General features: G+C 64.5%; 20 protein-coding genes and 1 tRNA gene. 8 read left to right on the top strand and 13 right to left on the bottom strand.

What is annotated here, in order from left to right; all coding sequences use genetic code 11:
* The first annotated feature begins 135 nt into the window (after positions 1-135).
* Complete coding sequence (locus tag ACTJK6_RS14605) at positions 136-1,047, top strand: acyltransferase (protein ID WP_260801952.1); 912 nt, start codon at positions 136-138, stop codon at positions 1,045-1,047.
* Positions 1,048-1,137: 90 nt separating this feature from the next.
* On the opposite strand, the gene ACTJK6_RS14610 is transcribed toward ACTJK6_RS14605, so the two are convergent.
* The 5 genes from ACTJK6_RS14610 to speB all read right to left on the bottom strand — a co-directional run bounded on the left by ACTJK6_RS14610 (position 1,138) and on the right by speB (position 6,395).
* Positions 1,138-1,227 (bottom strand) — tRNA-Ser (locus ACTJK6_RS14610).
* A gap of 79 nt (positions 1,228-1,306) precedes the next feature.
* Complete coding sequence (gene serS, locus ACTJK6_RS14615) at positions 1,307-2,623, bottom strand: serine--tRNA ligase (RefSeq protein ID WP_232040699.1); 1,317 nt, start codon at positions 2,621-2,623, stop codon at positions 1,307-1,309.
* Positions 2,624-2,702: 79 nt separating this feature from the next.
* Positions 2,703-4,010 (bottom strand): replication-associated recombination protein A, encoded by a 1,308-nt coding sequence (locus ACTJK6_RS14620; RefSeq protein ID WP_433867588.1) that lies wholly within the window; start codon positions 4,008-4,010, stop codon positions 2,703-2,705.
* 89 nt (positions 4,011-4,099) lie between these two features.
* Complete coding sequence (locus ACTJK6_RS14625; RefSeq protein ID WP_440839449.1) at positions 4,100-5,404, bottom strand: MFS transporter; 1,305 nt, start codon at positions 5,402-5,404, stop codon at positions 4,100-4,102.
* A gap of 31 nt (positions 5,405-5,435) precedes the next feature.
* Positions 5,436-6,395, bottom strand: coding sequence for an agmatinase (gene speB, locus ACTJK6_RS14630; RefSeq protein ID WP_440839451.1), 960 nt, complete (start codon positions 6,393-6,395; stop codon positions 5,436-5,438).
* Positions 6,396-6,528: 133 nt separating this feature from the next.
* Between speB and ACTJK6_RS14635 the strand changes: the two genes are divergently transcribed.
* On the top strand, positions 6,529-7,425 hold the full coding sequence (locus ACTJK6_RS14635; RefSeq protein ID WP_232040702.1) for a LysR family transcriptional regulator: 897 nt from the start codon (positions 6,529-6,531) through the stop codon (positions 7,423-7,425).
* A 16-nt stretch (positions 7,426-7,441) separates the two neighbouring features.
* Here the strand turns inward: ACTJK6_RS14635 and ACTJK6_RS14640 are convergent, their stop codons facing one another.
* The 3 genes from ACTJK6_RS14640 to ACTJK6_RS14650 form a co-directional block, all read right to left on the bottom strand.
* Entirely contained in the window at positions 7,442-7,867 is a 426-nt protein-coding gene (locus ACTJK6_RS14640; protein ID WP_260801956.1) for a hypothetical protein, read from the bottom strand.
* Between the two features lie 46 nt (positions 7,868-7,913).
* Positions 7,914-8,561 (bottom strand): outer membrane lipoprotein chaperone LolA, encoded by a 648-nt coding sequence (gene lolA, locus ACTJK6_RS14645; RefSeq protein ID WP_260801957.1) that lies wholly within the window; start codon positions 8,559-8,561, stop codon positions 7,914-7,916.
* Positions 8,562-8,659: 98 nt separating this feature from the next.
* Positions 8,660-11,005, bottom strand: a complete 2,346-nt coding sequence (locus tag ACTJK6_RS14650; protein WP_440839452.1) for a DNA translocase FtsK — start codon at positions 11,003-11,005, stop codon at positions 8,660-8,662.
* 219 nt (positions 11,006-11,224) lie between these two features.
* On the opposite strand from ACTJK6_RS14650, the gene trxB reads away from it, so the two are divergent.
* From trxB to ACTJK6_RS14665, 3 genes are all read left to right on the top strand, one after another.
* Positions 11,225-12,181 (top strand): thioredoxin-disulfide reductase, encoded by a 957-nt coding sequence (gene trxB / locus ACTJK6_RS14655; protein ID WP_316869978.1) that lies wholly within the window; start codon positions 11,225-11,227, stop codon positions 12,179-12,181.
* Positions 12,182-12,310: 129 nt separating this feature from the next.
* Positions 12,311-12,976 (top strand): Smr/MutS family protein, encoded by a 666-nt coding sequence (locus ACTJK6_RS14660; protein WP_260801960.1) that lies wholly within the window; start codon positions 12,311-12,313, stop codon positions 12,974-12,976.
* A 46-nt stretch (positions 12,977-13,022) separates the two neighbouring features.
* A complete protein-coding gene (locus tag ACTJK6_RS14665; RefSeq protein ID WP_232040708.1) occupies positions 13,023-13,646 on the top strand; it encodes a trimeric intracellular cation channel family protein in 624 nt (207 codons plus the stop codon).
* A gap of 43 nt (positions 13,647-13,689) precedes the next feature.
* Here the strand turns inward: ACTJK6_RS14665 and ACTJK6_RS14670 are convergent, their stop codons facing one another.
* From ACTJK6_RS14670 to ACTJK6_RS14680, 3 genes are read right to left on the bottom strand one after another with little or no spacing between them, the layout of a single operon-like run.
* Positions 13,690-14,028: a P-II family nitrogen regulator gene (locus ACTJK6_RS14670; RefSeq protein ID WP_004631293.1), complete on the bottom strand. Its 339-nt coding sequence runs from the start codon at positions 14,026-14,028 to the stop codon at positions 13,690-13,692.
* Positions 14,029-14,041: 13 nt separating this feature from the next.
* Complete coding sequence (locus tag ACTJK6_RS14675; RefSeq protein ID WP_440839453.1) at positions 14,042-14,668, bottom strand: class I SAM-dependent methyltransferase; 627 nt, start codon at positions 14,666-14,668, stop codon at positions 14,042-14,044.
* 9 nt (positions 14,669-14,677) lie between these two features.
* On the bottom strand, positions 14,678-16,315 hold the full coding sequence (locus tag ACTJK6_RS14680) for an NAD+ synthase (RefSeq protein ID WP_440839454.1): 1,638 nt from the start codon (positions 16,313-16,315) through the stop codon (positions 14,678-14,680).
* 55 nt (positions 16,316-16,370) lie between these two features.
* Here ACTJK6_RS14680 and ACTJK6_RS14685 point away from each other — a divergent pair, with 55 nt between their 5' ends.
* Positions 16,371-17,603 carry a GNAT family N-acetyltransferase gene (locus tag ACTJK6_RS14685; RefSeq protein ID WP_440839455.1) on the top strand — a complete coding sequence of 411 codons (1,233 nt, stop codon included), beginning with the start codon at positions 16,371-16,373 and terminating at the stop codon, positions 17,601-17,603.
* A gap of 64 nt (positions 17,604-17,667) precedes the next feature.
* Here ACTJK6_RS14685 and ACTJK6_RS14690 read toward each other — a convergent pair whose 3' ends face one another.
* Together ACTJK6_RS14690 and ppa are read right to left on the bottom strand one after the other, a co-directional pair.
* Positions 17,668-17,814, bottom strand: coding sequence for a hypothetical protein (locus ACTJK6_RS14690; protein ID WP_440839456.1), 147 nt, complete (start codon positions 17,812-17,814; stop codon positions 17,668-17,670).
* A gap of 347 nt (positions 17,815-18,161) precedes the next feature.
* Positions 18,162-18,689 carry an inorganic diphosphatase gene (gene ppa, locus ACTJK6_RS14695; RefSeq protein WP_024975070.1) on the bottom strand — a complete coding sequence of 176 codons (528 nt, stop codon included), beginning with the start codon at positions 18,687-18,689 and terminating at the stop codon, positions 18,162-18,164.
* A 169-nt stretch (positions 18,690-18,858) separates the two neighbouring features.
* Between ppa and ACTJK6_RS14700 the strand changes: the two genes are divergently transcribed.
* Together ACTJK6_RS14700 and ACTJK6_RS14705 are read left to right on the top strand one after the other, a co-directional pair.
* Positions 18,859-20,295: an aldehyde dehydrogenase family protein gene (locus tag ACTJK6_RS14700; protein WP_440839457.1), complete on the top strand. Its 1,437-nt coding sequence runs from the start codon at positions 18,859-18,861 to the stop codon at positions 20,293-20,295.
* Between the two features lie 39 nt (positions 20,296-20,334).
* Positions 20,335-21,093 carry an SDR family oxidoreductase gene (locus ACTJK6_RS14705; protein ID WP_027680820.1) on the top strand — a complete coding sequence of 253 codons (759 nt, stop codon included), beginning with the start codon at positions 20,335-20,337 and terminating at the stop codon, positions 21,091-21,093.
* Positions 21,094-21,124: the final 31 nt, after the last annotated feature.

Here is a 21,124-nt window from a genome sequence, read left to right on the forward strand (position 1 = left end):
TTTCGCCCTCAGATACAAAGCGTGAATCCTGACGCAGCGCATGGTCGGGCCGGCCGAACCGCGCTACGCTCGCGTATCCTCAACATCACGATTCCTGTCTGCCGGAGCCACCCGGCAGCGCTCATTGGAGGTGCCTTGATTCGCGTCCTGCCTGCCTTTGTACGGGGCATGCTCAGCTCAATCCTGCTGGCCCTGAACACGCTGTTCTGGAGCGTGCCACTGTTCACGCTCTCGGCGTTCAAGCTGCTGGTGCCGGCAGCGGCCGTCCGCCGCCGGATCGACCCCATGCTCAACTGGGTCGCCACGTGCTGGATCGGTTGCAACAATGCCTGGATCGGCGTACTGCAACGCGAGCCGTGGAGCGTGGAAGGCGCCGACAACCTGCGCTACGCGGGCTGGTACCTCGTCAACTGCAACCATCGGTCTTGGGTGGACATCTTTGTGCTGCAGCGGGTGTTGAACCGGCGAATCCCGCTGCTCAAGTTCTTCCTCAAGCAGCAGCTGATCTACGTGCCGGTCATCGGCCTGGCCTGGTGGGCGCTGGATTTCCCGTTCATGCGTCGGCACTCCAAAGCGGCGCTGCGCAAACACCCCGAGCTGCGCAATCAAGACCGCGAAACCACGCGTCGCGCGTGCGCCAAGTTCGCCCATGTGCCGACCAGCGTCATGAACTTTGCCGAAGGCACGCGGTACACGCCGGCAAAGCACCGGACGCAGTCGTCCCCCTATCGCCATCTGCTCAAGCCGAAGGCCGGCGCCCTGGCCTTGACGCTCAACGCCATGGGTGGACGGTTCCAGTCGCTGCTCGATATCAGCATTGCCTATCCGGACGGCACACCGAGCTTCTGGCAGCTGGCCTGTGGCACGGCCGGCCGAGTGATGGTGCATATTCGCGAGCTGCCGATCCCGCCGGATTTCTGCACGCACGACTACAGCACCGACGCCGCCTTCCGCAGCGATTTCCACCGCTGGCTCGCTCAGCTCTGGGAAGAGAAGGACCAGCAGATCGAAAACATGTTGGCGCGGGCGGCCGGCCGCGCGGCGTGACCGCCGGTGGCGACGCCGTTTCGCCAGACGAAATCTAGACGCCAAACAAAAAGCCCCTTGGTCGGAAAACCAAGGGGCTTTTGCTACTGCTGGCGGAGAGGGTGGGATTCGAACCCACGGTACCGTCGCCGGTACGCCTGATTTCGAGTCAGGTACATTCGACCACTCTGCCACCTCTCCGGTAACTGGGTCGCTGAATCGCGAAACCGCGAGTATAACAAAGTTTTTCCGGCCCGATCAAGGGGGTCGGCATAACTCATCAAACTGCCGGTTTCAGCACTTCCTGGCCGCCCAGATACGGGCGCAGTACCGTCGGCACCGTGACCGAGCCATCCGCGTTCTGGTAGTTCTCCAGCACGGCCACCAGCGTACGGCCCACGGCGAGGCCCGAGCCGTTGAGCGTGTGCACCAGCTCCGGCTTGCCCTGCGCGTTGCGGAAACGCGCTTGCATCCGGCGCGCCTGGAAGTCGCCCATGTTCGAGCACGAGCTGATCTCGCGGTACGTGTTCTGCGCCGGGATCCACACCTCGATGTCGTACGTCTTGGTGCTGCCGAAGCCCATGTCGCCCGTACACAGCACGACGGTGCGGAACGGCAGCTCCAACTTGCGCAGGATGTTCTCGGCGCAGTTGGTCATGGCGTCCAGCGCGGCGGCCGAGGCTTCGGGCTGCACAATCTGCACCATCTCGACCTTGTCGAACTGGTGCTGGCGGATCATGCCGCGCGTGTCCTTGCCGTACGAACCGGCCTCCGAACGGAAGCACGGCGAATGCGCCGCAAACATCATCGGCAAGGCGTCCGCAGCAACGATCTCATCGCGCACGAGGTTTGTCAGCGGCACCTCTGCGGTCGGGATCAGGTAGAAATTCTCGACGCGCTCGCCGTCTTCCCCTTCGGCGCTGTGCCCCATCTTGCGCGGCACGCGGAACAGGTCTTCCTCGAACTTCGGCAACTGGCCGGTGCCACGCATCGACGCGGCGTTGACGATGTACGGCACGTACGCCTCGGTGTAGCCGTGCTCCAGCGTGTGCGTGTCGAGCATGAACTGCGCGAGCGCACGATGCAGACGCGCCACCTGCCCTTTCAGGACGGTGAATCGCGCACCCGACAGCTTGGCGCCCGCGTCAAAATCCAGCCCCAATGCGGCGCCCAGGTCCACGTGGTCCTTCACCGGAAAGTCGAATGCGCGCGGCGTGCCTTCGCGACGCACTTCCACGTTCTGCGTTTCATCGCGGCCGGCCGGCACGCTTTCGTGCGGCAGGTTCGGGATCGACAGCATCAGGTCCTGCATCTTGGCCTGTACCACGTCGAGTTGCGCGGCAGACGCCTTCAGCTCGTCGCCAATGCCCGACACCTCAGCCATCACGCCAGATGCATCCTCGCCCTTGCCCTTGAGCATGCCAATCTGCTTGGACAGGCTGTTGCGGCGGGCCTGCAGCTCTTCGGTGCGGGTCTGGATGGCCTTGCGTTCCGCTTCGAGCGCGGCAAAGCCGGCCACGTCGAGCACGTAGCCACGATCTTTGAGGCGCGCGGCGACGGCGTCGATGTCTTTGCGCAGCAGTTGGATATCAAGCATGGTGGGAAAAAAGAAACCGAAGATGGCGAGCGATCTGAACGATCGGAAACGCCGATTTTATCGTACCGGCCCGTCGGGATTATTTGTTGCGAGAGGATTTGTCCTGCTCGGCATGCCACTGCGCATCCAGCTCGCGCAGGTGCCGCAGCTTCTCACCGATCTTGCCTTCCAGGCCACGCGGCGTCGGCACGTACCAGTTCTGCGGGGGCAAATCGTCGGGGAAGTAGGTTTCGCCGGCGGCGTAGGCCTCGGGCTCGTCATGCGCGTAGCGGTAGGCGTGGCCGTAGCCGAGTTCTTTCATCAGCTTGGTCGGCGCATTGCGCAGGTGCACGGGCACGTTGCGCGACTTGTCCTGGCTGACGAAGGTGCGCGCGGCGTTGTAGGCGTTGTAGCCGGCATTCGACTTCGGTGCGATGGCTAGGTAGATCACCGCCTGGGCCAACGCCAGCTCGCCTTCCGGTGAGCCCAGACGCTCGTACGTTTCCGCCGCGTCGAGCGTGATGCGCCCGGCACGCGGATCGGCCAGGCCGATGTCTTCCCACGCCATGCGCACGATGCGGCGTGCGAGATAGCGCGGGTCGGCGCCACCGTCGAGCATGCGGCAGAACCAGTAAAGCGCGCCGTCCGGATCGGACCCACGCACGGATTTATGCAGCGCACTGATCTGGTCGTAGAAGGCGTCACCGCCCTTGTCGAAGCGGCGCAGGTTTTCCGATAACGCCGATGCCAGCAGTGCCTCGTCGACCACCGGAACCGCATCGCCCTCAGCCTGCGAACGCGCGGCGCGCGTGACGATTTCAATGTTGTTGAGCAGCTTGCGGCCATCGCCATCGGCGGAGGCGACGATGGCGTCGACTGCGGCGGGCGCCCAATCCAATCCGCCCAGCTCCTGGCGCGCCCGTTCGGCCAACTGCTTGAGCTCATCGTCAGACAGGCTCTTGAGCACATACACCGCGGCACGCGAGAGCAATGCACCGTTCACCTCGAACGAGGGATTCTCCGTCGTCGCGCCGATGAAGGTGAACAGCCCGCTTTCGACGTGCGGTAGAAATGCGTCTTGCTGGCTTTTATTGAAGCGATGAACTTCGTCGACGAACACGAGCGTGCGGCGACCATTGGCGCGGAATTGCTCTGCGCGCTCGACGGCCTCGCGAATGTCCTTCACCCCGGAGAGCACGGCCGACAGCGCGATGAATTCCGCATCAAACGCGTCGGCCATCAATCGGGCCAGCGTGGTCTTTCCAACGCCGGGCGGGCCCCAGAGGATCATCGAATGCGGCTCGCCAGAAGCGAAGGCCACGCGCAGCGGCTTGCCCGGCCCCAGCAGATGCTGCTGGCCGATCACTTCGTCGACAGAATGCGGGCGAAGGCGCTCGGCCAGCGGCATGTGGGCGGGCGCGTCCGGAAAGAGAGATGCGGAGGCGTTCATGCGGGGATTGTCGCAGAATCCGCCGGCCGACCGGTTTCCACGGCGGATCAGGCGGCGCGTGTGTCCAATGCCGATTCCTCGGCGATCGGTCGGGCCCGGCCGATCCATACAACGCACACCAGAGACAGCGCCGCAAAGCCGGCATAGAAAACCGCCATGGGCCACCACAGTGGGAAGAAGCGATCTGCAAGCACCGTGGCAAGCAGCGGTGTCAGGCCGCCAGCAAATGCGCCGCAGACTTGATACGACAACGAGATCGCCGTATAGCGGATGCGCGCCGCAAACATGCCGCTGACAAAGCCCGCAATGATCGCGTAATAGCCGGACTCGGCCAGCGTGGCGATGGCCACCCCTGCAAACACGGTATGCGCCTCGCCCATGCGGACCAGTGGAAGCATGATGAACGGTACGACCACCGCGAAGGCAGCGAGAACGACCAGCATGCGGCGCGCCCCGAAACGGTCGGCCAGCGTGGCTGCGCCGAGCTGCACGAAGAACTGCAGCACGGCCACCCAGAACATGCAGTCGAGAATCATCGCGCGACTGAGCTGCAGATACTGCGTGGCATACGAAATCATGAAGATGTTGCTGAAGTAGACGCCAGCGATGCCGTACACGTTGGCGCCAATGGCCAGCGCGATCAGCGGCCATGCCTTGAGGGCCTCCGCCAGCGGCTGCTTCGCCACGTCGCCGGAGGCCCGCATCGCCTCGAACTCCGGCGATTCATTGACCGACATGCGGATCACAAAGCCCACGGCCAGCAGCACGGCACTTGCCAGGAACGGCAGGCGCCAGCCCCACGCCAGGAAGGCTTCCGGCTCGAGCCGGCTGACGGCCGAGAACGCCAGCATCGACAGGATCAGGCCACCGGCGCTGCCAAGCTGGGCGAACGAAGCGAAGAACGTACGCCGGCCTTTCGGCGCATGCTCGCCGGCCAGCAGCACCGCGCCGCCCCACTCGCCGCCCACGGCAATGCCTTGCAACACACGCAACGCCACCAGCGCGACCGGCGCAATCCACCCGGCCTGCGCATAGGTGGGCAGACAACCGATCAGCACGGTGGCGACGGCCATGAGGGTGAGCGTGCCCATGAGCGCGCGCTTGCGGCCGAGCTTGTCGCCGATGCGGCCGAACAGCACGCCGCCGATGGGCCGGGCGAGGAAGCCGATGGCGAACGAGCCGAACGAGGCCAGCAGCCCCAGCAAGCGGTTCTCTCCCGGGAAGAACAGCGGCCCGAAGACAAGCGCCGCCGCCGTGGCGTAGCTGTAGAAGTCGTACCACTCGATCGTGGTGCCGATGAACGATGCCATCGCCGCACGGCGCGGCTGGGCCGTCGATTGCGTTGTCTGCATGGGTCTCCTCTCCGTTTTTGTGGGTATCGCGTCAGGCGCGGTATTCGACGCCCGGCAGCACGCACAGCAGCTCGAACGCGAGATTGGCGCCAAGCAGCGCCGTCGTCCCGAACGGGTCATACGGCGGGGACACCTCGACGAGATCTGCACCGACGATGTCGAGACCGCGTGCGCAGCGCACGATCTCCAGCGCTTGCGGCACGGTCAGGCCGCCAATCTCCGGCGTGCCGGTACCCGGCGCATAGGCGGGGTCGATACCGTCGATGTCGAAACTGATGTAGACCGGGCCGCCCTGCACGCGAGCGCGCACCTCTTCCATGAGCGGCACGAGCGATCGGTGCCAGCATTCCTCGGCCGTTACCACGCGAAAGCCCTGTTCGCGGCACCAGTCGAAATCTTCGGCCTCGTAGCCGGTCCCGCGCAGCCCGATCTGCGCCACGCGGTTGCAATCGAGGAGCCCTTCTTCCACCGCGCGGCGAAATGGCGTGCCGTGCGCGATCTTCTCGCCGAACATGGTGTCGTTGACGTCGGCATGCGCGTCCACGTGGATCAGGCCAATGCGGCCGTACTTGGCATGCATGGCGCGCAGGATGGGCAGCGTGACGGTGTGATCGCCGCCCAGGCCGATCGGCCGGCACCCGCCGGCGATGATCTCCCGGTAAGCCGCCTCGATGCGCGCGATCGAGTCATGCAGGTTGTATGGGTTGGTCGGCACGTCGCCGATGTCGGCCACGCGCAGCGAGTCGAACGGCGCGGCGCGCGTGGCCATGTTGTACGGCCGCAGGAGGACGGATTCTGCTCGGATCTGCCGTGGCCCCAGCCGCGCGCCGTTGCGATTGGACGTGCCCAGGTCGAACGGCACGCCGACAAAGCAGGCGTCCAGCCCCGCCGATGACGCTGCGGCGGGCAGCCGCATCATGGTGGCAATACCGCCAAAGCGCGGCATGGCATTGCCCGAGGCGGGCTGAAAGAGGTTGGCGCAGTCGTTCATGGCAGTCGAAGTATCACATCGTCTTCAGGCGATGTAATGAGTGGATATAGCCTGTATTTTTGCCGATCGATTTCGTGCGTAGAATGCGAAATCTCCGACTTAAACATCGATTTCAATCGATGTATTCACCGCCGTGCTGGGACAACCTTCCGATCTTGATCTGCGACTGATCCGCGTGTTTCTTGCCGTGGTTGACGCGGGCGGCATCACCCCTGCCCAGGCAACGCTGAACGTGGGGCAATCGACCATCAGCACCCAGCTGTCCACACTCGAGACGCGACTCGGCTATCGGCTATGCGAACGTGGCCGCAGCGGCTTCCGGCTCACCGCGCGCGGAGAACGGTTCGTTGATTCCGCACGCAAGCTGCTGGGCGCACTCGACGTCTTCAGTGCAGAGGCTCGCAAAGTGGGCCGCACGCTGGTCGGAACGTTGAATCTCGGCTTGATCGGCCATGCGCCCGTGAATGCGAATGCGCGCATCAGCCAGGCCATCGAGCGCTTTCGTCAGCGCGATGAATCCGTTCATTTCACGGTGTCGGTACGGCCGCCCGGTGAACTCGAGGGATTGCTGCTGGACAACAAAATCCACATGGCCATCGGCTATTTCTGGCACCGCGTGCCGGCGCTGGACTACACGACGATCTTCCACGAGACGCAGCTTGCGTATGCGGGGCGTGGTCATCCGCTGTTCAGCAAGGCTGGGGACGTGACGCCCGCGCAGGCACTGGCGCACGCGTGGGCGTGGCGCAGCTATCCGCTGCCCGAAGCGGCGGGATCGCCGGCCGAGCGGCCGGTGACTGCGGTGGCAGACAACATGGAAGCGGTGGCAATGCTGGTGCTTTCGGGCCGGCACCTAGGCTACCTGCCAGAGCACTTTGCGGCGCCCTATGTAGCCCAAGGCCTACTGACGCCGTTGGCACCTGCAGCCATGCGCTACGAGGTGCCGTTTGACATGGTGGTGCGCCGCGACGCCCGGCGCAATGATCTGCTGGCCGCCTTTATTGCCGACATGAAAGCGGCCCACGCCTGAAAAGGCGGTCAAGCCGTCAGTTCGATGCCCGCTGCACCAGCCCCATGAACGCCTTGGCCGGCAGCGGCCCATGACACGATTGCGCACCGTTGGGCGAGCGCAGCAGCAGCCAGACGTTCTCGCTAGCCGGCGGCTGAATCACGAACGGCTGACGCGCCGAAGCCTCGGGCAGGCGCGGATCAGCCGGCGCCTGGATCGGCACGACCTGCCCGGCGTGGCCCTTCACCAATGCGCTGCACTCGGCGCCGGGCAGTTCGGTCGCGTGCAGGAAATCCTTGTTGACCAAGGCCTCGGCCAGAACCGTGTCTGGCGCGGTGAGGAACGAATCGACGTCAAAACGGGACGCACCGGTGGAGGCACATCCCGCGAAGACGGCCGCCGCTGACGCTGCAACGGCAACAGCGGCTGCACGGTGCAGCGACGTGGTGAACGGCAAAGGCATGGTCGGTCTCCTTGTCGAGGACAGCAACGGCGCCGGCCTGCACGCGTCATTGCTTGATGACGTCAGCCCCTTTGGGCGGCGTAAAGCGGAACACGTTGGCCGGCAGTTGCGGATTCTTCTGGATGTTCGAGAACGTCAGCAGGGTGGTGTTGCCAAAGGCGTCGCGCAGCTCCATCCCCTGCAGCTCGCCGCTGCGAAAGCCGATGGCGATGCGCTCGAACTGGGTGTCCTTTGCCTTGGGGGTGAGTTCGGCCCAGTCGATACCGTCCTTGGTGCCACCCTCCTTGAGCGTGAAGTTCTTCGCCAGATCGTTGCTGCCGAACAGGATGGCGGCGGGGCTGGAACCCAGCGACGCATCAAGCTTGCGCTCCGTGATCTGGTTCAGGTCCTTGTCGAAGATGTAGAGCATCTGGCCGTCGGCCGAGAGCTGCTGCTCGTACGGCTTCACATAGCGCCAGACAAAGCGGCCCGGGCGCGAGAAGACGAAATCGCCATTGGACGTCCCGGCCACGCGTAGCGGGCTGCCGTTGGTGCCGCCCTTCACTTGCCGCTGCACGAACTCGCCACGCGCGGTGCTGACGTTGCTCACGAAGGCGTTGAGCTGTTCGACCGCGCCCGCATAGGCGCCGGCGGACCATGCCGCCAGCGAAACCAGCCCGGCGGCCATCAGGTGACGTGCTTTCAACACAAACATAGGAATCCCGGTTTCAGTTGATCTTGTTGTTAGTGGCCGGCTGCGCCCGAACATTCCGTCCGCGCGGTAACGCGATGTAACTGCAAATGCGGGCAGCGTCATTCCTCTTCGACGACGTTGCCGTTGCGGTTGGGCGCCAGGATTTCGCGGTTGCCGTTGCCTGACATGGCGGACACGAGCCCCGCCTTTTCCATGTCTTCGAGCAGGCGTGCGGCGCGGTTGTAACCGATGCGCAGGTGACGCTGCACCAGCGAGATCGACGCGCGGCGATTCTTGAGCACCACGTCGACGGCCTGGTCGTACAGCGGATCGGCCTCGCCGCCGCCCGCACCGACAAGTCCCGCGCCGCCGCCAAAGCCATCGCCGCCGCCCTCGCCATCGGCCACGCCGCCTTCGAGGATGCCTTCGATGTAGTTCGGCTCGCCTTGCGATTTGAGGTTATCGACAATGCGGTGGACTTCCTCGTCCGACACGAACGCGCCGTGCACGCGTACCGGCAAGCCCGTGCCGGGCGCCAGATACAGCATGTCGCCCATGCCCAGCAGCGCTTCGGCGCCCTGCTGGTCCAGGATGGTGCGCGAGTCGATCTTGCTGCTGACCTGGAAGGCGATCCGCGTCGGCACGTTGGCCTTGATCAGGCCCGTAATCACGTCCACCGACGGACGCTGCGTCGCCAGCACCAGGTGGATGCCGGCGGCACGCGCCTTCTGGGCAATCCGCGCGATCAGCTCTTCGACCTTCTTACCGACCACCATCATCAGGTCGGCCAGTTCGTCGATCACGATGACGATCATCGGCAGCTTGTCGAGCGGCTCCGGCGCATCTGGCGTCAGGCTGAACGGGTTGGGAATCTTCTCTTCACGCGCCGCAGCTTCTTCGATCTTCTTGTTGAAGCCGGCCAGGTTGCGCACGCCCATCTTGCTCATGAGCTTGTAGCGGCGCTCCATCTCGCCCACGGCCCAGTTGAGCGCGTGGCCCGCCTGGCGCATATCGGTAACGACCGGGCACAGCAGGTGCGGAATGCCTTCGTAGATGCTCAGCTCCAGCATCTTCGGGTCGATCAGGATCAGGCGCACCGCATCGGCCTTGGCCTTGTACAGCAGCGACAGGATCATCGCATTGATGCCGACCGACTTACCGGAACCCGTGGTGCCGGCCACCATGCAGTGCGGCATCTTGGCCAAGTCGGCCACCACCGGCTTGCCGGCGATGTCCTTGCCCAGTGCCAGCGTGAGCTGCGATGCGCTCTCGTTGTAGACCTGCGAGCCGAGAATCTCCGACAGGCGCACCGCCTGACGCTTCGGGTTCGGCAGCTCCAGACCCATGTAGTTCTTGCCCGGAATCGTCTCCACCACGCGGATCGACACCAGCGACAGCGAACGCGCAAGGTCCTTGGCCAGGTTGACGATCTGGCTGCCCTTCACGCCTGTGGCAGGCTCGATCTCATAGCGCGTGATGACCGGCCCCGGATAGGCCGCCACCACCTGCACTTCCACGCCAAAATCCTTGAGCTTCTTCTCGATGAGGCGCGACGTGAATTCCAGCGTCTCGGCGCTCACGGTTTCCACAACCGGCGGAATCGGGTCGAGCAACGCGAGCGGCGGCAGGTCGGAATCGTGAATATCGACAAACAGCGGCTGCTGCTTCTCGCGCTCCACGCGCTCGCTCTTGACCACGGCGGTCGGGCGCACGATCTGCACCGGCGGCGATTCTTCAATGCGCACGCGGCGGGTCTCGACCACCTCTTCGCGCTCGACCTTGGCTGCCTCACCAATGGCGCGGTCCTGTTTGCTTTCGCGGCGCGTCTTGAAGCCGACGAACAGCATCTCGACGCCCGCGCCAATCTGCTCGGCCAGGTTCAGCCACGAAAAATGGAAGAACAGCGACAGCCCGACCAGGAACGTGAACAGCAGCGCCAGCGTGCCGCCGGTAAAGCCCAGCGAATGCTGCATCGCCCCGCCGATCACGTCGCCCAGCACACCTCCGGGCGCACGCGGCAGCTTCATGTGCAGCGAATACATGCGGATGGCTTCCAGACCCATGCTGGAAGCCAGGATGAGCGCAAAGCCGATCCACGTGACACTGGCGTCCACACGCGGCATGGAGGTGCGTGGCAGGCGCTCGTCCGACATCAGCTCGCGCCAGCCGCGCCAGACCTTGCGCACCAGCAGCACCGCCCACCAGTAGGCGGACGCGCCAAAGACAAACAGCAGGAGATCGGCCAGCCACGCGCCCACGCGGCCGCCCAGGTTGCGAATCTCGTCGACCTGGCTGGCGTGGGTGAAACCAGGGTCGGCCCGGTTGTATGACAGAAGAATGATCAGGAAGGCGATGGTCACCGCCAGCAACAGGAACCAGCGGACCTCCCCCAGCAGCCGGCCAATGCGGGACGGCAGTGCGGAGGGATCGGTGCGGGTTGTCGGAGTGGTGGAAGCTCGAGCCATGCGGGAGACGCGGAGAGACGGATGTGCCGCTTGGGCAAGGCCACGCGGCTTGGGACAGCACAAATGCGATGGCAAGGATTGTAACGCGGCCCTATCACCGCCATTGGAATTTACAACCGGGCGGACGAGGGGGTGCCACTTTATAATGGCGCCCGTCACCCTCACCTAGCCTGCACGGCGGCGCTCCACCCCTCGTGCCGCGCACACACAGAACGCATCATGGCAAAACACGCAAAAGTGCTGATCCTTGGCTCCGGCCCCGCCGGCTACACGGCCGCGATTTACGCTGCCCGGGCTAACCTGAACCCCGTGCTGGTCACCGGTCTGGCGCAGGGCGGCCAGCTCATGACCACCACCGACGTGGAAAACTGGCCCGCTGACAAGGAGCACCTGCAAGGTCCGGAATTGATGCAGCGCTTCCTCGAGCACGCCGAGCGTTTCAAGACCGAAGTGCTGTTCGACCACATCCACACCGCGCATCTGAACGAAAAGCCGATCCGCCTCGTGGGCGATTCGGGTGAATACACCTGCGACGCGCTGATCGTCTCCACCGGCGCCTCGGCCCAATATCTGGGCCTGCCGTCGGAAGAAGCTTTCGCGGGCCGCGGCGTGTCTGCCTGCGCAACGTGCGACGGCTTCTTCTACAAGGGCCAGGAAGTGGCCGTGGTGGGCGGTGGCAACACCGCTGTGGAAGAAGCGCTGTACCTGGCCAACATCGCCAGCAAGGTCACGCTCATCCACCGCCGCGACAAGTTCCGCGCCGAGCCGATCCTGATCGACCGCCTGCATGAGCAGGAGAAGAAAGGCAAGATCGAGATCAAGACCAACATGGTGCTCGACGAGATCCTGGGCGATGACTCCGGCGTGACGGGCGCGCGCCTGAAAGGCACGAACGAGAACGAAGGCAAGATCGAAGAGCTCAAGGTGGCCGGCGTGTTCATCGCCATCGGCCACAAGCCGAACACCGACATCTTCCGCGGCCAGCTCGACATGAACGACACAGGCTACATCCGCACGAAGAGCGGCCTGGACGGCATGGCGACGGCCACGAACATCCCGGGCGTGTTTGCCGCCGGCGACGTGCAGGACCACATCTACCGCCAGGCCATCACCAGCGCCGGCACGGGTTGCATGGCCGCACTCGACGCCCAGCGCTACCTGGAAAGCCTGGAATAAGCTTCACCGCCCCGGTTTTCCCGGGCGCAAACAACGCGGCCGATGGGTAACCATCGGCCGTTTTGCCATATGCGGCGCCTTCGTATAATCGACAGACGCTCCATCCGATGTGCACGCCTGCCCTTCACCATGAAACGCGCTTCTTCCCCCGCCAACAAGCTCAGCCTGACCGACCTGGCCGGCCTGCGTGACCAGCTCAAGCACGAGACGGAGGCACGCGAAGCCGAACGCCAGCGCGCCGAAGCCGCCGCGCGCAAGGCCGCAGAAGAAGCCAACGTGTTTCGTGCCAGCATCGGCGAGGTCAGCGCGCTGCGCCAGAACAAGCGCGTCGAGCATCCGCGCAATCCGCCCGCCCCGGATCCCGTGCATTCGCGTGCCGAAGAGCAAACCGTGCTGCGCGATTCGCTGTCGGATGAATTTGACGTGGACAACCTGCTGGAAATCGACGACACGCTTTCCTACCGCCGCCCCGGCATCGGCGACGACGTGCTCAAGAAGCTGCGCCGCGGCGAGTGGGCCACGCAAGACCAGATCGACCTGCACGGCATGCGCCGCGAAGAAGCCCGGGAGGCACTGGCCGCCTTCCTGCGCCGCGCCGTACAGCGTGGCGTCCGCTGTGTGCGCGTGATCCATGGCAAAGGCCTCGGCTCGCCCGACAAAACGCCCGTTCTCAAGGGCAAAGTGCGCTCGTGGCTGGTGCAGAAGGAAGAAGTGATCGCTTTTGTCGAGCCGCGTAACACAGCCGGGGGCGCTGGCGCGGTGCTGGTGCTGCTGCGACAGCCGCACGGCTCCTGAACCCCAATCCTCCCATTCGCCCGCTCATCACAAGAACAACACGCATATGCACGTGACCCGCCTGCAGTTGGTGATGCACTGGGTGGAGATCCTCGCGGTCTTCTCGTTTGCCATCTCGGGGCTGGCCGAGGCCAAACGGCGCCGGCTCGATGCCGTGGGCGCCTTCATCGTGGCGTTCCTGACGGCGTTTGGCGGCGGCACACTGCGCGATCTATTGCTGGATCGGCGGCCCTTCTACTGGATCGAGCACGAGCAATATCTGCTTGCGCTGTTCGTGATGAGCCTGTTCGCCAACTGGGTGATCCGGCTGGTCAGCCAACTGGTGTCTGATCGCGTGCTGATCGTGGCCGACGCCATCGGCATGGGGCTCTTTGGCGTGCTGGGTACGCAACTGGCACTCGATGCGGGTGTGCCGGTCTTCGTGTCGGTGATGATGGGTGTGATCACGGCGGCGTTTGGCGGCCTGCTGCGCGACGTGGTCTGCAATGAAGTGCCGATGCTGCTGCGGGACAATCACCCGTACGCAACGTGCGCGTTTCTCGGGTGCTTCCTTTACGTCGGGCTGACGCACACGGACTTGCTTCCGAGCGTGTCCGTGGTGATCGCAACGCTGGCGATCGTGATCGGGCGGCTGGCGACGCTGCGCTGGAACATCACCCTGCCGCGTTGATCAGCGCTGACCGGCGCGAGCGCGCCGGCCACAGGCAGCGGCTTCAGACCGCTGCTTCGTCCTTCTCGCCGGTGCGGATTCGGATCACCTGCTCCACCGGCATCACGAAAATCTTGCCGTCGCCGATCTTGCCGGTCTTGGCTGCCTTGACGATGGTGTCGATCACGTTTTCGACCTGGCTCTCGGCCACCACCACCTCGATCTTGATCTTCGGCAGGAAGTCGACCACGTATTCCGCACCCCGATACAGCTCGGTGTGGCCCTTCTGACGGCCAAAACCCTTGACCTCGGTGACGGTCAGGCCGGTCACCCCCACGTCGGCGAGCGACTCGCGCACTTCGTCCAGTTTGAAGGGCTTGATGATGGCGGTGATTTGTTTCATGGTGTCTCGCTCACTAGTTGGTGAAGTATTCAAGCGTCCAATAATACTGGAGCCGGTTAATGCGCACATCCTGGGCGATGCCGGCCACGGTCTGCAGCAGCGTCGGATCGTCGGGAAAGTTCTTCAGCACATCGTGCTCGCTGCCGTCGCGCAAGGGGCGGCGCTGCCACGTGTTGCCATGTTCGTCGTTGTAGGCGATGGGCGTGCTTGATCCGAACACATACTGGTTATCGAACCACAGGACACGCACGCCCGGTCCAAGCGCACGGTGCAGCCCTTCGACGTGCCGGCGCAAGTCCTGCAACGGCACATGCGACCACCAGCAACCTGCCGTCATCACGTCGAATGTGCCCGGCGCAAACGGCAGCGCGTCATTGTCGGCACGCACAAACGACGCTCCGGGGATGCCCTTGCCGCGCGCGATGCGCAGCACGGTGTCGTTGAAATCCGCGCCGACGATGCTGCGCGCGTCCGTCATCGCTTCGGTCCAGAAACCGGTGCCGCATGCCAGATCCAGCACCCGCGCGCCGCGCGTCAGCTCGCGCACGCGCTCCTTCAACCACGCCAGATCGCCCTGCCGCTCGGGCTTCGTATAGATGCGCTCGTATTCGGGAGCGCGCTTGGCGTAGTAGTCGAGCATGGCGGCGGCCTATTCTTTGAAGCGCGACGTGATCGGATACCGCCAGTCGCGCCCGAACGCCCGCTGCGTCACGCGGATGCCCACTGGCGCCTGACGCCGCTTGTACTCGTTGATCTTGATGAGGCGCACGATCTTCTGCACGTCGGCCTCGGCAAACCCTGCAGCGATGATGTCGGCCACTGGCTGGTTCTGCTCCATATAGCGCTGCACGATGGCGTCGAGCGCGTCGTATTCGGGCAGGCTGTCCTGGTCAGTTTGGTTCTCGCGCAGTTCGGCCGACGGCGCGCGGGTCAGGATGCGCTCCGGAATCACTTCCGACAACGCATTGCGGTAGCGGCACAGCCGGTAGACCAGCGTCTTGAAGATGTCCTTGATGACGGCGAAACCGCCGGCCATGTCACCGTACAAGGTGCAATAGCCGACTGCCATTTCGCTCTTGTTGCCGGTCGTCAGCACGATCCGGCCGCTCTTGTTGGACAGCGCCATCAGGAGCGTGCCGCGAATTCGCGCCTGGATGTTCTCTTCCGTCGCATCTTCGGGCAGCCCGCGGAACTCCTCCGCCAACGCGCCCTTGAATGCGTCGAACATCGGGCTGATGGCGATTTCGTCATACTGCACGCCCAGGCGGGCCGCCATGTCGCGGGCATCCACCCACGAGATATCTGCCGTGTAGCGCGAGGGCATCATCACCGCGCGCACGCGATCGGCGCCCAGCGCATCGACGGCAATCGCCAGCACCAACGCTGAATCGACGCCACCCGACAAGCCGATGATCGCGCCCGGGAAGCCATTCTTGCCGAGGTAATCGCGCACGCCCAGCTTGAGCGCCTCGTACACCCGGGCTTCAAGCGGAGCTTCCGGCACGATCGTGCCCGGCAGCGAGCGTGCGCCGTCGAACTGCGCGTAGCCGACGCCCTCCACAAACTGCCCCATCCGCACGACGACGTTGCCTTCGGCATCAAGCACGAACGAGCCGCCATCGAAGACGAGCTCATCCTGCCCGCCGACCAGGTTCGCATACACATGCGGCAAGCCCGATTCCTTCACCCGGTCACCAATGATCCGTTCGCGCAGGTCTTCCTTGTCGAGGTGGTACGGCGAGGCATTGGGGATCAGCACAACCTGCGCGCCGGCGGCCTTGGCGTAGGCCGTGGCCGTGGCATACCAGGCGTCTTCGCAGATGACGACGCCGAAGCGCGTGCCATCCACTTCAAACACAAAGGGCTCGGTGCCGGGCTGGAAGTAGCGCTTCTCGTCAAAAACCTCGTTGTTGGGCAGCTCCAGCTTGTTGTACCGGCCGACCACGCGGCCGTCCGCGACCACCGTGGCGCTGTTCGTGGGCTTGGGCAGCACGCCCGGCGTCGGGGCTTCCAGCGAGAGTTGCGGGTGCCCGATCAGCACGTGCAACCCCGGGAAGACGGCCAGTTCGGCGATCAGCGCGTCGAGCGCGCGCGCGCTGGCATCGATAAAGGCCGGGCGCAGCAGCAGGTCTTCGGGCGGATAGCCCGTGAGCGACAGTTCGGGCGTGAGCAGAATGCGCGCACCAGCCTGGTGCGCTTCGCGCGCAGCGGCGACGATGCGGGCAGCATTGCCGGCGAAATCGCCGACGGTGCAGTTGATCTGGGCGAGAGCGACAGAGACGGTCATGGGGGCAATGTGGATTGCAAGCGCGGCATTCGAAGCTGGAATTAGAATCGGCGGCATGACTTCTCGCCCCCTTGCTCCCGAGCCCCAAGCGCGCGCTGGTTCGCGACACGAATTGGCCAATTATCGCACGCGACTTGTGACCGATCTGCGCGACATCGGCCGCGATGCGTGGGACGCCCTGCTCGCCCTGCAGCCCGAGGCGACGCCCTTCCTGCGCTTCGATTTCCTGCATGCGCTGCATGAAAGCGGCAGCGCATCGCCTGACACCGGCTGGTCGCCGCAATACCTGACGCTGTGGGAAGACGGCGCCGACGGCGAAGTGCTCGCTGCGGCCGTACCGCTGTATGTGAAGGGCCACTCCTATGGCGAGTACGTCTTCGACTGGGCGTGGGCCAATGCCTACGCGCAGCATGGGCTGGAGTACTACCCGAAATGGCTGTCGGCCGTACCGTTTACACCGGTACAGGGTGCGCGGTTGCTGGCGCGCGATGCGGCTGCGCGTGCGGCGCTAGTCGACACGTTGCTGGCGGTTGCGCGGCAGAGCGAGTTGTCATCGCTGCATGTGCTCTTTCCCACCGCTGGCGAGGCCGAGCAGATGCGTGCGGCCGGCATGCTGCTGCGGCAAGGGGTGCAGTTCCATTGGTGCAATCCGGGCTTCGCCAGCTTCGACGACTTTCTGGCCGCGCTGGAGCAGAAGAAGCGCAAGAATATCCGCGCCGAGCGCCGCCGCGTGCACGACGCCGGTATCACTTTCCGCCACGTGCCTGGCGCAGCGGCGACAGACGCCGACTGGCGCTTCTTCCATCGCTGCTATCGCACCACCTACCGCGAGCATCACTCGTCGCCGTATCTGAACCTGGAGTTCTTCCGCCAGATCGGCCAGACGATGCCGGAAAACCTTCTGCTGGTGGTCGCCTCGCGCAACGGCAACGACATCGCCAGCGCGCTGCTGGTGGTCGACACGCGACCGGAAGCGTCGGTCATGTACGGCCGCTACTGGGGCGCGATCGAGCACCACCCTTGCCTGCACTTTGAGACGGCGTATTACCAGCCGCTGACGTACTGCATCGCGCACGGCATCCGCACATTCGAAGGTGGCGCGCAAGGCGAGCACAAGATGGCGCGCGGCTTTGAGCCGGTGGCGACGCTGTCGGCACACTGGCTGGCGCACCCGGCATTTGCCGATGCAGTGAGTAGGTTCCTCGACCGCGAAACGGCCGGTATGGAGGCGTACCTCGACGAACTGACAGACCGCTCGCCCTTCAGGCAGCGACCAGAATCGGATTAGCAGGAGAAAACAGCGGAGGCGGGAGAGGCAGCGTCCGCACGAACGGCGGACGCGGAGATGAAACTTAGGGCGCGGCAGGCTTCTGGTGAGCGATCACGCAGTGCGCAGTGTTTGAATCCACCGCCACAGTGGCCGATGCGACGGCACGCTCGCCAGCGTGGGCAGCGTCCGGCGGCCCAACCAGCAGCGCCCACACAGTGAATGCGGCCATGGCCACAGCAGAAAGCACGGGAACGACAACGGTCTTGTTCAACATCGCAGTACCAGGGGTTGGAGTCAAACTTGACGGGGAGTCTAGAGGGGCCGTTTCCGGTGGGCAAATGAGCGTTTCTTAAATCTCTGTGTAGCAGAACTACCGGGCGGTAAGTATGCACAATTCGTGAAAAATATCATGGAACGCATACTGCAGCCCTGTCCCGGGTGCAAATGGCGGCCGGACGCGAGTCGACAAATCTCCGCGTGCTGCGCTGATGACCGCTGCGCAAAGAAAAAATCCCGGCGCTCCATCCGGAGGCCGGGATTTGTCAGACATGCCGTACGGCAAAATCCTGAAATCGCTTACTTCTTATAGTTGGCAACGCCGTCGGCGATTTCCTTGTGGGCTTCTTCAATGCCGCCCCAGCCTTCGACCTTGACCCACTTGCCGGCTTCCAGCGCCTTGTAATGCTCAAAGAAGTGCTTGATCTGGTCCAGCAGGTTCTGGCCGATGTCCGACAGGTCGGTCATGTGGGCCGTGGCCGGGCTCAGCTTGTTGACAGGCACGGCAACCAGCTTGGCATCCACGCCGGACTCGTCCGTCATCTTGAGCATGCCCAGGGCACGGCAGCGCACCACGCAACCGTGGATGAGCGGGAACGGCGTGACGACCAGCACGTCGACCGGGTCACCGTCGCCCGACAGCGTCTGCGGGATGAAGCCGTAGTTGGCCGGGTAGCGCATGCCGGTGCCAACGAAGCGGTCCACGAACAGCAGACCGGTTTCCTTGTCGGCTTCGTACTTGACCGGGTCGCTTTGCGCCGGGATCTCGATGATGACGTTGAAGTCGTTGGGGATGTCCTTGCCCGGCGAGACGTTGTTGAAGCTCATGGAAATGCTCCGGAATGCGCGAAGTGCGTAAAAACGCGACGCAAATGGTTAGAAAGAAGCGTGAAAAACTGTCGGCGGGCATTATAGCTCCTGACACCCGGCCGCTTCCCCTGACAACGCCGCGCCCGTGCGAAAATCGCGCGTTGCCGATCTTTTGCAGGAACCTCCCATGCATGCCCAGCACTTCATCGCCAACCGTCTGATGTCGCCCGACTCGGGGATGCGCATCAAGGTGTTCGATCCGTCCGACGGCCAATCCTTTGCCGAGATTGCGCGCGGCAACGCCACCGACATCAGCGTGGCCGTGCATGCGGCACGGCGTGCGTTCGAGGGCGTCTGGGGCCAGTTGGCGCCTGCCGAGCGCAGCCGCTTGCTGATGCGCGTGGCCCTGCGCCTGGCCGATCACGAAGAAGAACTGGCCCGCCTGGAAGCCCGCGACACCGGCAAGCCCATGCGCCAGGCCCGCGCCGACGCCCGCGCCGTGGCCCGCTACTTCGAGTTCTACGCCGGTGCGGCCGACAAGCTGCACGGGCAAACCATCCCCTACCCGGCCGATACCACGGTGCTGACCGTGCGTGAGCCGCATGGCGTGACGGCGCACATCATCCCGTGGAACTACCCGATGCAGATCTTCGGGCGCAGCGTGGGCGCCGCATTGGCAGCGGGCAACGCGTGCGTGGTCAAGCCGGCGGAAGACGCATGCCTGTCGATCCTGCGCGTGGCCGAGCTGGCCGCCGAGGCAGGCCTGCCCGATGGCGCACTCAACATCGTGACCGGCTATGGCCACGAAGCGGGTGCTGCACTGGCGGCGCATCCCGGGATCAACCATGTGTCGTTCACAGGGTCACCGGAAACGGGCAAGGCGATTGTGCGTGCGGCCGCTGAAAACCACGTGCCCGTGACGCTGGAGCTGGGCGGCAAGTCTCCGCAGATCGTGTTTTCAGATGCCGATCTGGAAGCGGCCATTCCCGCCGTGGTGAACGGCATCATCCAGAACGCCGGGCAGACGTGCTCCGCCGGCAGCCGCGTGCTGATCGAGCGCAGCATCTACGAGGCGACGCTGGACCGGTTGGCCACGGTGTTCGAATCCATCAGGGTCGGCCCGTCGTCGCTGGACCTGGATTGCGGCCCGCTCATCAATCCCAAGCAGCAGCAGCGCGTGTGGGATTTCGTCTCGGATGCGCAGCACGCCAACATTCCGGTGATGGCGCAGGGCCAGGTGGTGCCCGAGGCGCCCGAGACCGGCTACTACCAGGCGCCGATGCTGCTGCGCGATGTGCCGCACACGCATCGCCTCGCGCAGCAGGAAGTATTCGGCCCGCTGCTGGCTGCCATGCCGTTCGATACCGAAGCCGAAGCGCTTGCCCTGGCCAACGGCACACCGTACGGCCTGGTGGCCGGCGTGTGGACGAACGACGGCGGCCGCCAGATGCGCCTCGCGCGCAAGCTCAGGGCCGGCCAGGTCTTCGTCAACAATTACGGCGCGGGTGGCGGCGTTGAATTGCCTTTCGGCGGAACGGGCCAATCGGGTCACGGGCGCGAAAAGGGCTTTGAAGCGCTCTACGGCTTCACCACGCTCAAGACCATCGCCATCCGCCACGGTTAAGGCGCAACGCAGCATCCACCCACAACACGAGGAGACATCATGCGGCTTGCCGGCAAAATCGCCATCGTCACGGGCGCGGGTTCGGGTTTTGGAGAGGGCATTGCCAACACCTTTGCCCGCGAGGGCGCGCGCGTCGTCGTCAACGACTTGAATGCGGAGGCCGGTGAACGCGTGGCCAGCGCCATTCGCGTGGCCGGCGGCGATGCACATTTCGTGCAGGCCGACGTCTCGAATGGGGACTCCGTCGCCAAACTGCTCGGCGCCACGCTGGCGCGCTATGGCGATCTGCACATCGTCGTGAACAATGCCGGCACCACACACAAGAACAAGCCGCTGCTGCAGATCACCGAAGACGAGTTCGACCGCGTGATGGCCGTCAACGTGAAGAGCATTTACTGGACGGCGCATCACATCGTCCCGCACTTCCGCGAGCGCGGCGGCGGCGTGTTCGTCAATGTGGCCTCCACGGCGGGCATCCGGCCGCGCCCGGGGCTGGTCTGGTACAACGCGAGCAAGGGCGCTGTCATCACGGCCAGCAAGGCGATGGCGGCGGAGCTTGGCCCCGACAAGATCCGCGTGAACTGCGTGAACCCGGTGATGGGCGCCACGGGCCTCATCGAGCAGTTCATGGGCGTACCCGACACGCCCGAGAACCGGGCGCGCTTCCTGGCGACGATCCCGATGGGGCGGCTTTCCACGCCGCAGGATGTAGCCAACGCATGCCTGTATCTGGCGTCGGACGAAGCCGAGTTCATTACCGGCACGTGCCTGGAAGTGGACGGCGGGCGCTGCGTATAAACCCTGCCGGCGGGCGTCTTGGCGCGCCCGT

It is taken from the genome of Ralstonia sp. 22086 (assembly GCF_052045975.1).
In the GTDB taxonomy this organism is placed as follows: domain Bacteria; phylum Pseudomonadota; class Gammaproteobacteria; order Burkholderiales; family Burkholderiaceae; genus Ralstonia; species Ralstonia wenshanensis.

What these genes read in the sequence shown, in the direction of transcription:
- serS (WP_232040699.1), bottom strand. Translation starts at nt 2,623, where the DNA reads ATGCTTGATATCCAACTGCTGCGCAAAGACATCGACGCCGTCGCCGCG.
- ACTJK6_RS14620 (WP_433867588.1), bottom strand. Translation starts at nt 4,010, where the DNA reads ATGCCGCTGGCCGAGCGCCTTCGCCCGCATTCTGTCGACGAAGTGATC.
- ACTJK6_RS14625 (WP_440839449.1), bottom strand. Translation starts at nt 5,404, where the DNA reads ATGCAGACAACGCAATCGACGGCCCAGCCGCGCCGTGCGGCGATGGCA.
- speB (WP_440839451.1), bottom strand. Translation starts at nt 6,395, where the DNA reads ATGAACGACTGCGCCAACCTCTTTCAGCCCGCCTCGGGCAATGCCATG.
- ACTJK6_RS14640 (WP_260801956.1), bottom strand. Translation starts at nt 7,867, where the DNA reads ATGCCTTTGCCGTTCACCACGTCGCTGCACCGTGCAGCCGCTGTTGCC.
- lolA (WP_260801957.1), bottom strand. Translation starts at nt 8,561, where the DNA reads ATGTTTGTGTTGAAAGCACGTCACCTGATGGCCGCCGGGCTGGTTTCG.
- ACTJK6_RS14650 (WP_440839452.1), bottom strand. Translation starts at nt 11,005, where the DNA reads ATGGCTCGAGCTTCCACCACTCCGACAACCCGCACCGATCCCTCCGCA.
- trxB (WP_316869978.1), top strand. Translation starts at nt 11,225, where the DNA reads ATGGCAAAACACGCAAAAGTGCTGATCCTTGGCTCCGGCCCCGCCGGC.
- ACTJK6_RS14660 (WP_260801960.1), top strand. Translation starts at nt 12,311, where the DNA reads ATGAAACGCGCTTCTTCCCCCGCCAACAAGCTCAGCCTGACCGACCTG.
- ACTJK6_RS14665 (WP_232040708.1), top strand. Translation starts at nt 13,023, where the DNA reads ATGCACGTGACCCGCCTGCAGTTGGTGATGCACTGGGTGGAGATCCTC.
- ACTJK6_RS14670 (WP_004631293.1), bottom strand. Translation starts at nt 14,028, where the DNA reads ATGAAACAAATCACCGCCATCATCAAGCCCTTCAAACTGGACGAAGTG.
- ACTJK6_RS14675 (WP_440839453.1), bottom strand. Translation starts at nt 14,668, where the DNA reads ATGCTCGACTACTACGCCAAGCGCGCTCCCGAATACGAGCGCATCTAT.
- ACTJK6_RS14680 (WP_440839454.1), bottom strand. Translation starts at nt 16,315, where the DNA reads ATGACCGTCTCTGTCGCTCTCGCCCAGATCAACTGCACCGTCGGCGAT.
- ACTJK6_RS14685 (WP_440839455.1), top strand. Translation starts at nt 16,371, where the DNA reads ATGACTTCTCGCCCCCTTGCTCCCGAGCCCCAAGCGCGCGCTGGTTCG.
- ACTJK6_RS14690 (WP_440839456.1), bottom strand. Translation starts at nt 17,814, where the DNA reads ATGGCCGCATTCACTGTGTGGGCGCTGCTGGTTGGGCCGCCGGACGCT.
- ppa (WP_024975070.1), bottom strand. Translation starts at nt 18,689, where the DNA reads ATGAGCTTCAACAACGTCTCGCCGGGCAAGGACATCCCCAACGACTTC.
- ACTJK6_RS14700 (WP_440839457.1), top strand. Translation starts at nt 18,859, where the DNA reads ATGCATGCCCAGCACTTCATCGCCAACCGTCTGATGTCGCCCGACTCG.
- ACTJK6_RS14705 (WP_027680820.1), top strand. Translation starts at nt 20,335, where the DNA reads ATGCGGCTTGCCGGCAAAATCGCCATCGTCACGGGCGCGGGTTCGGGT.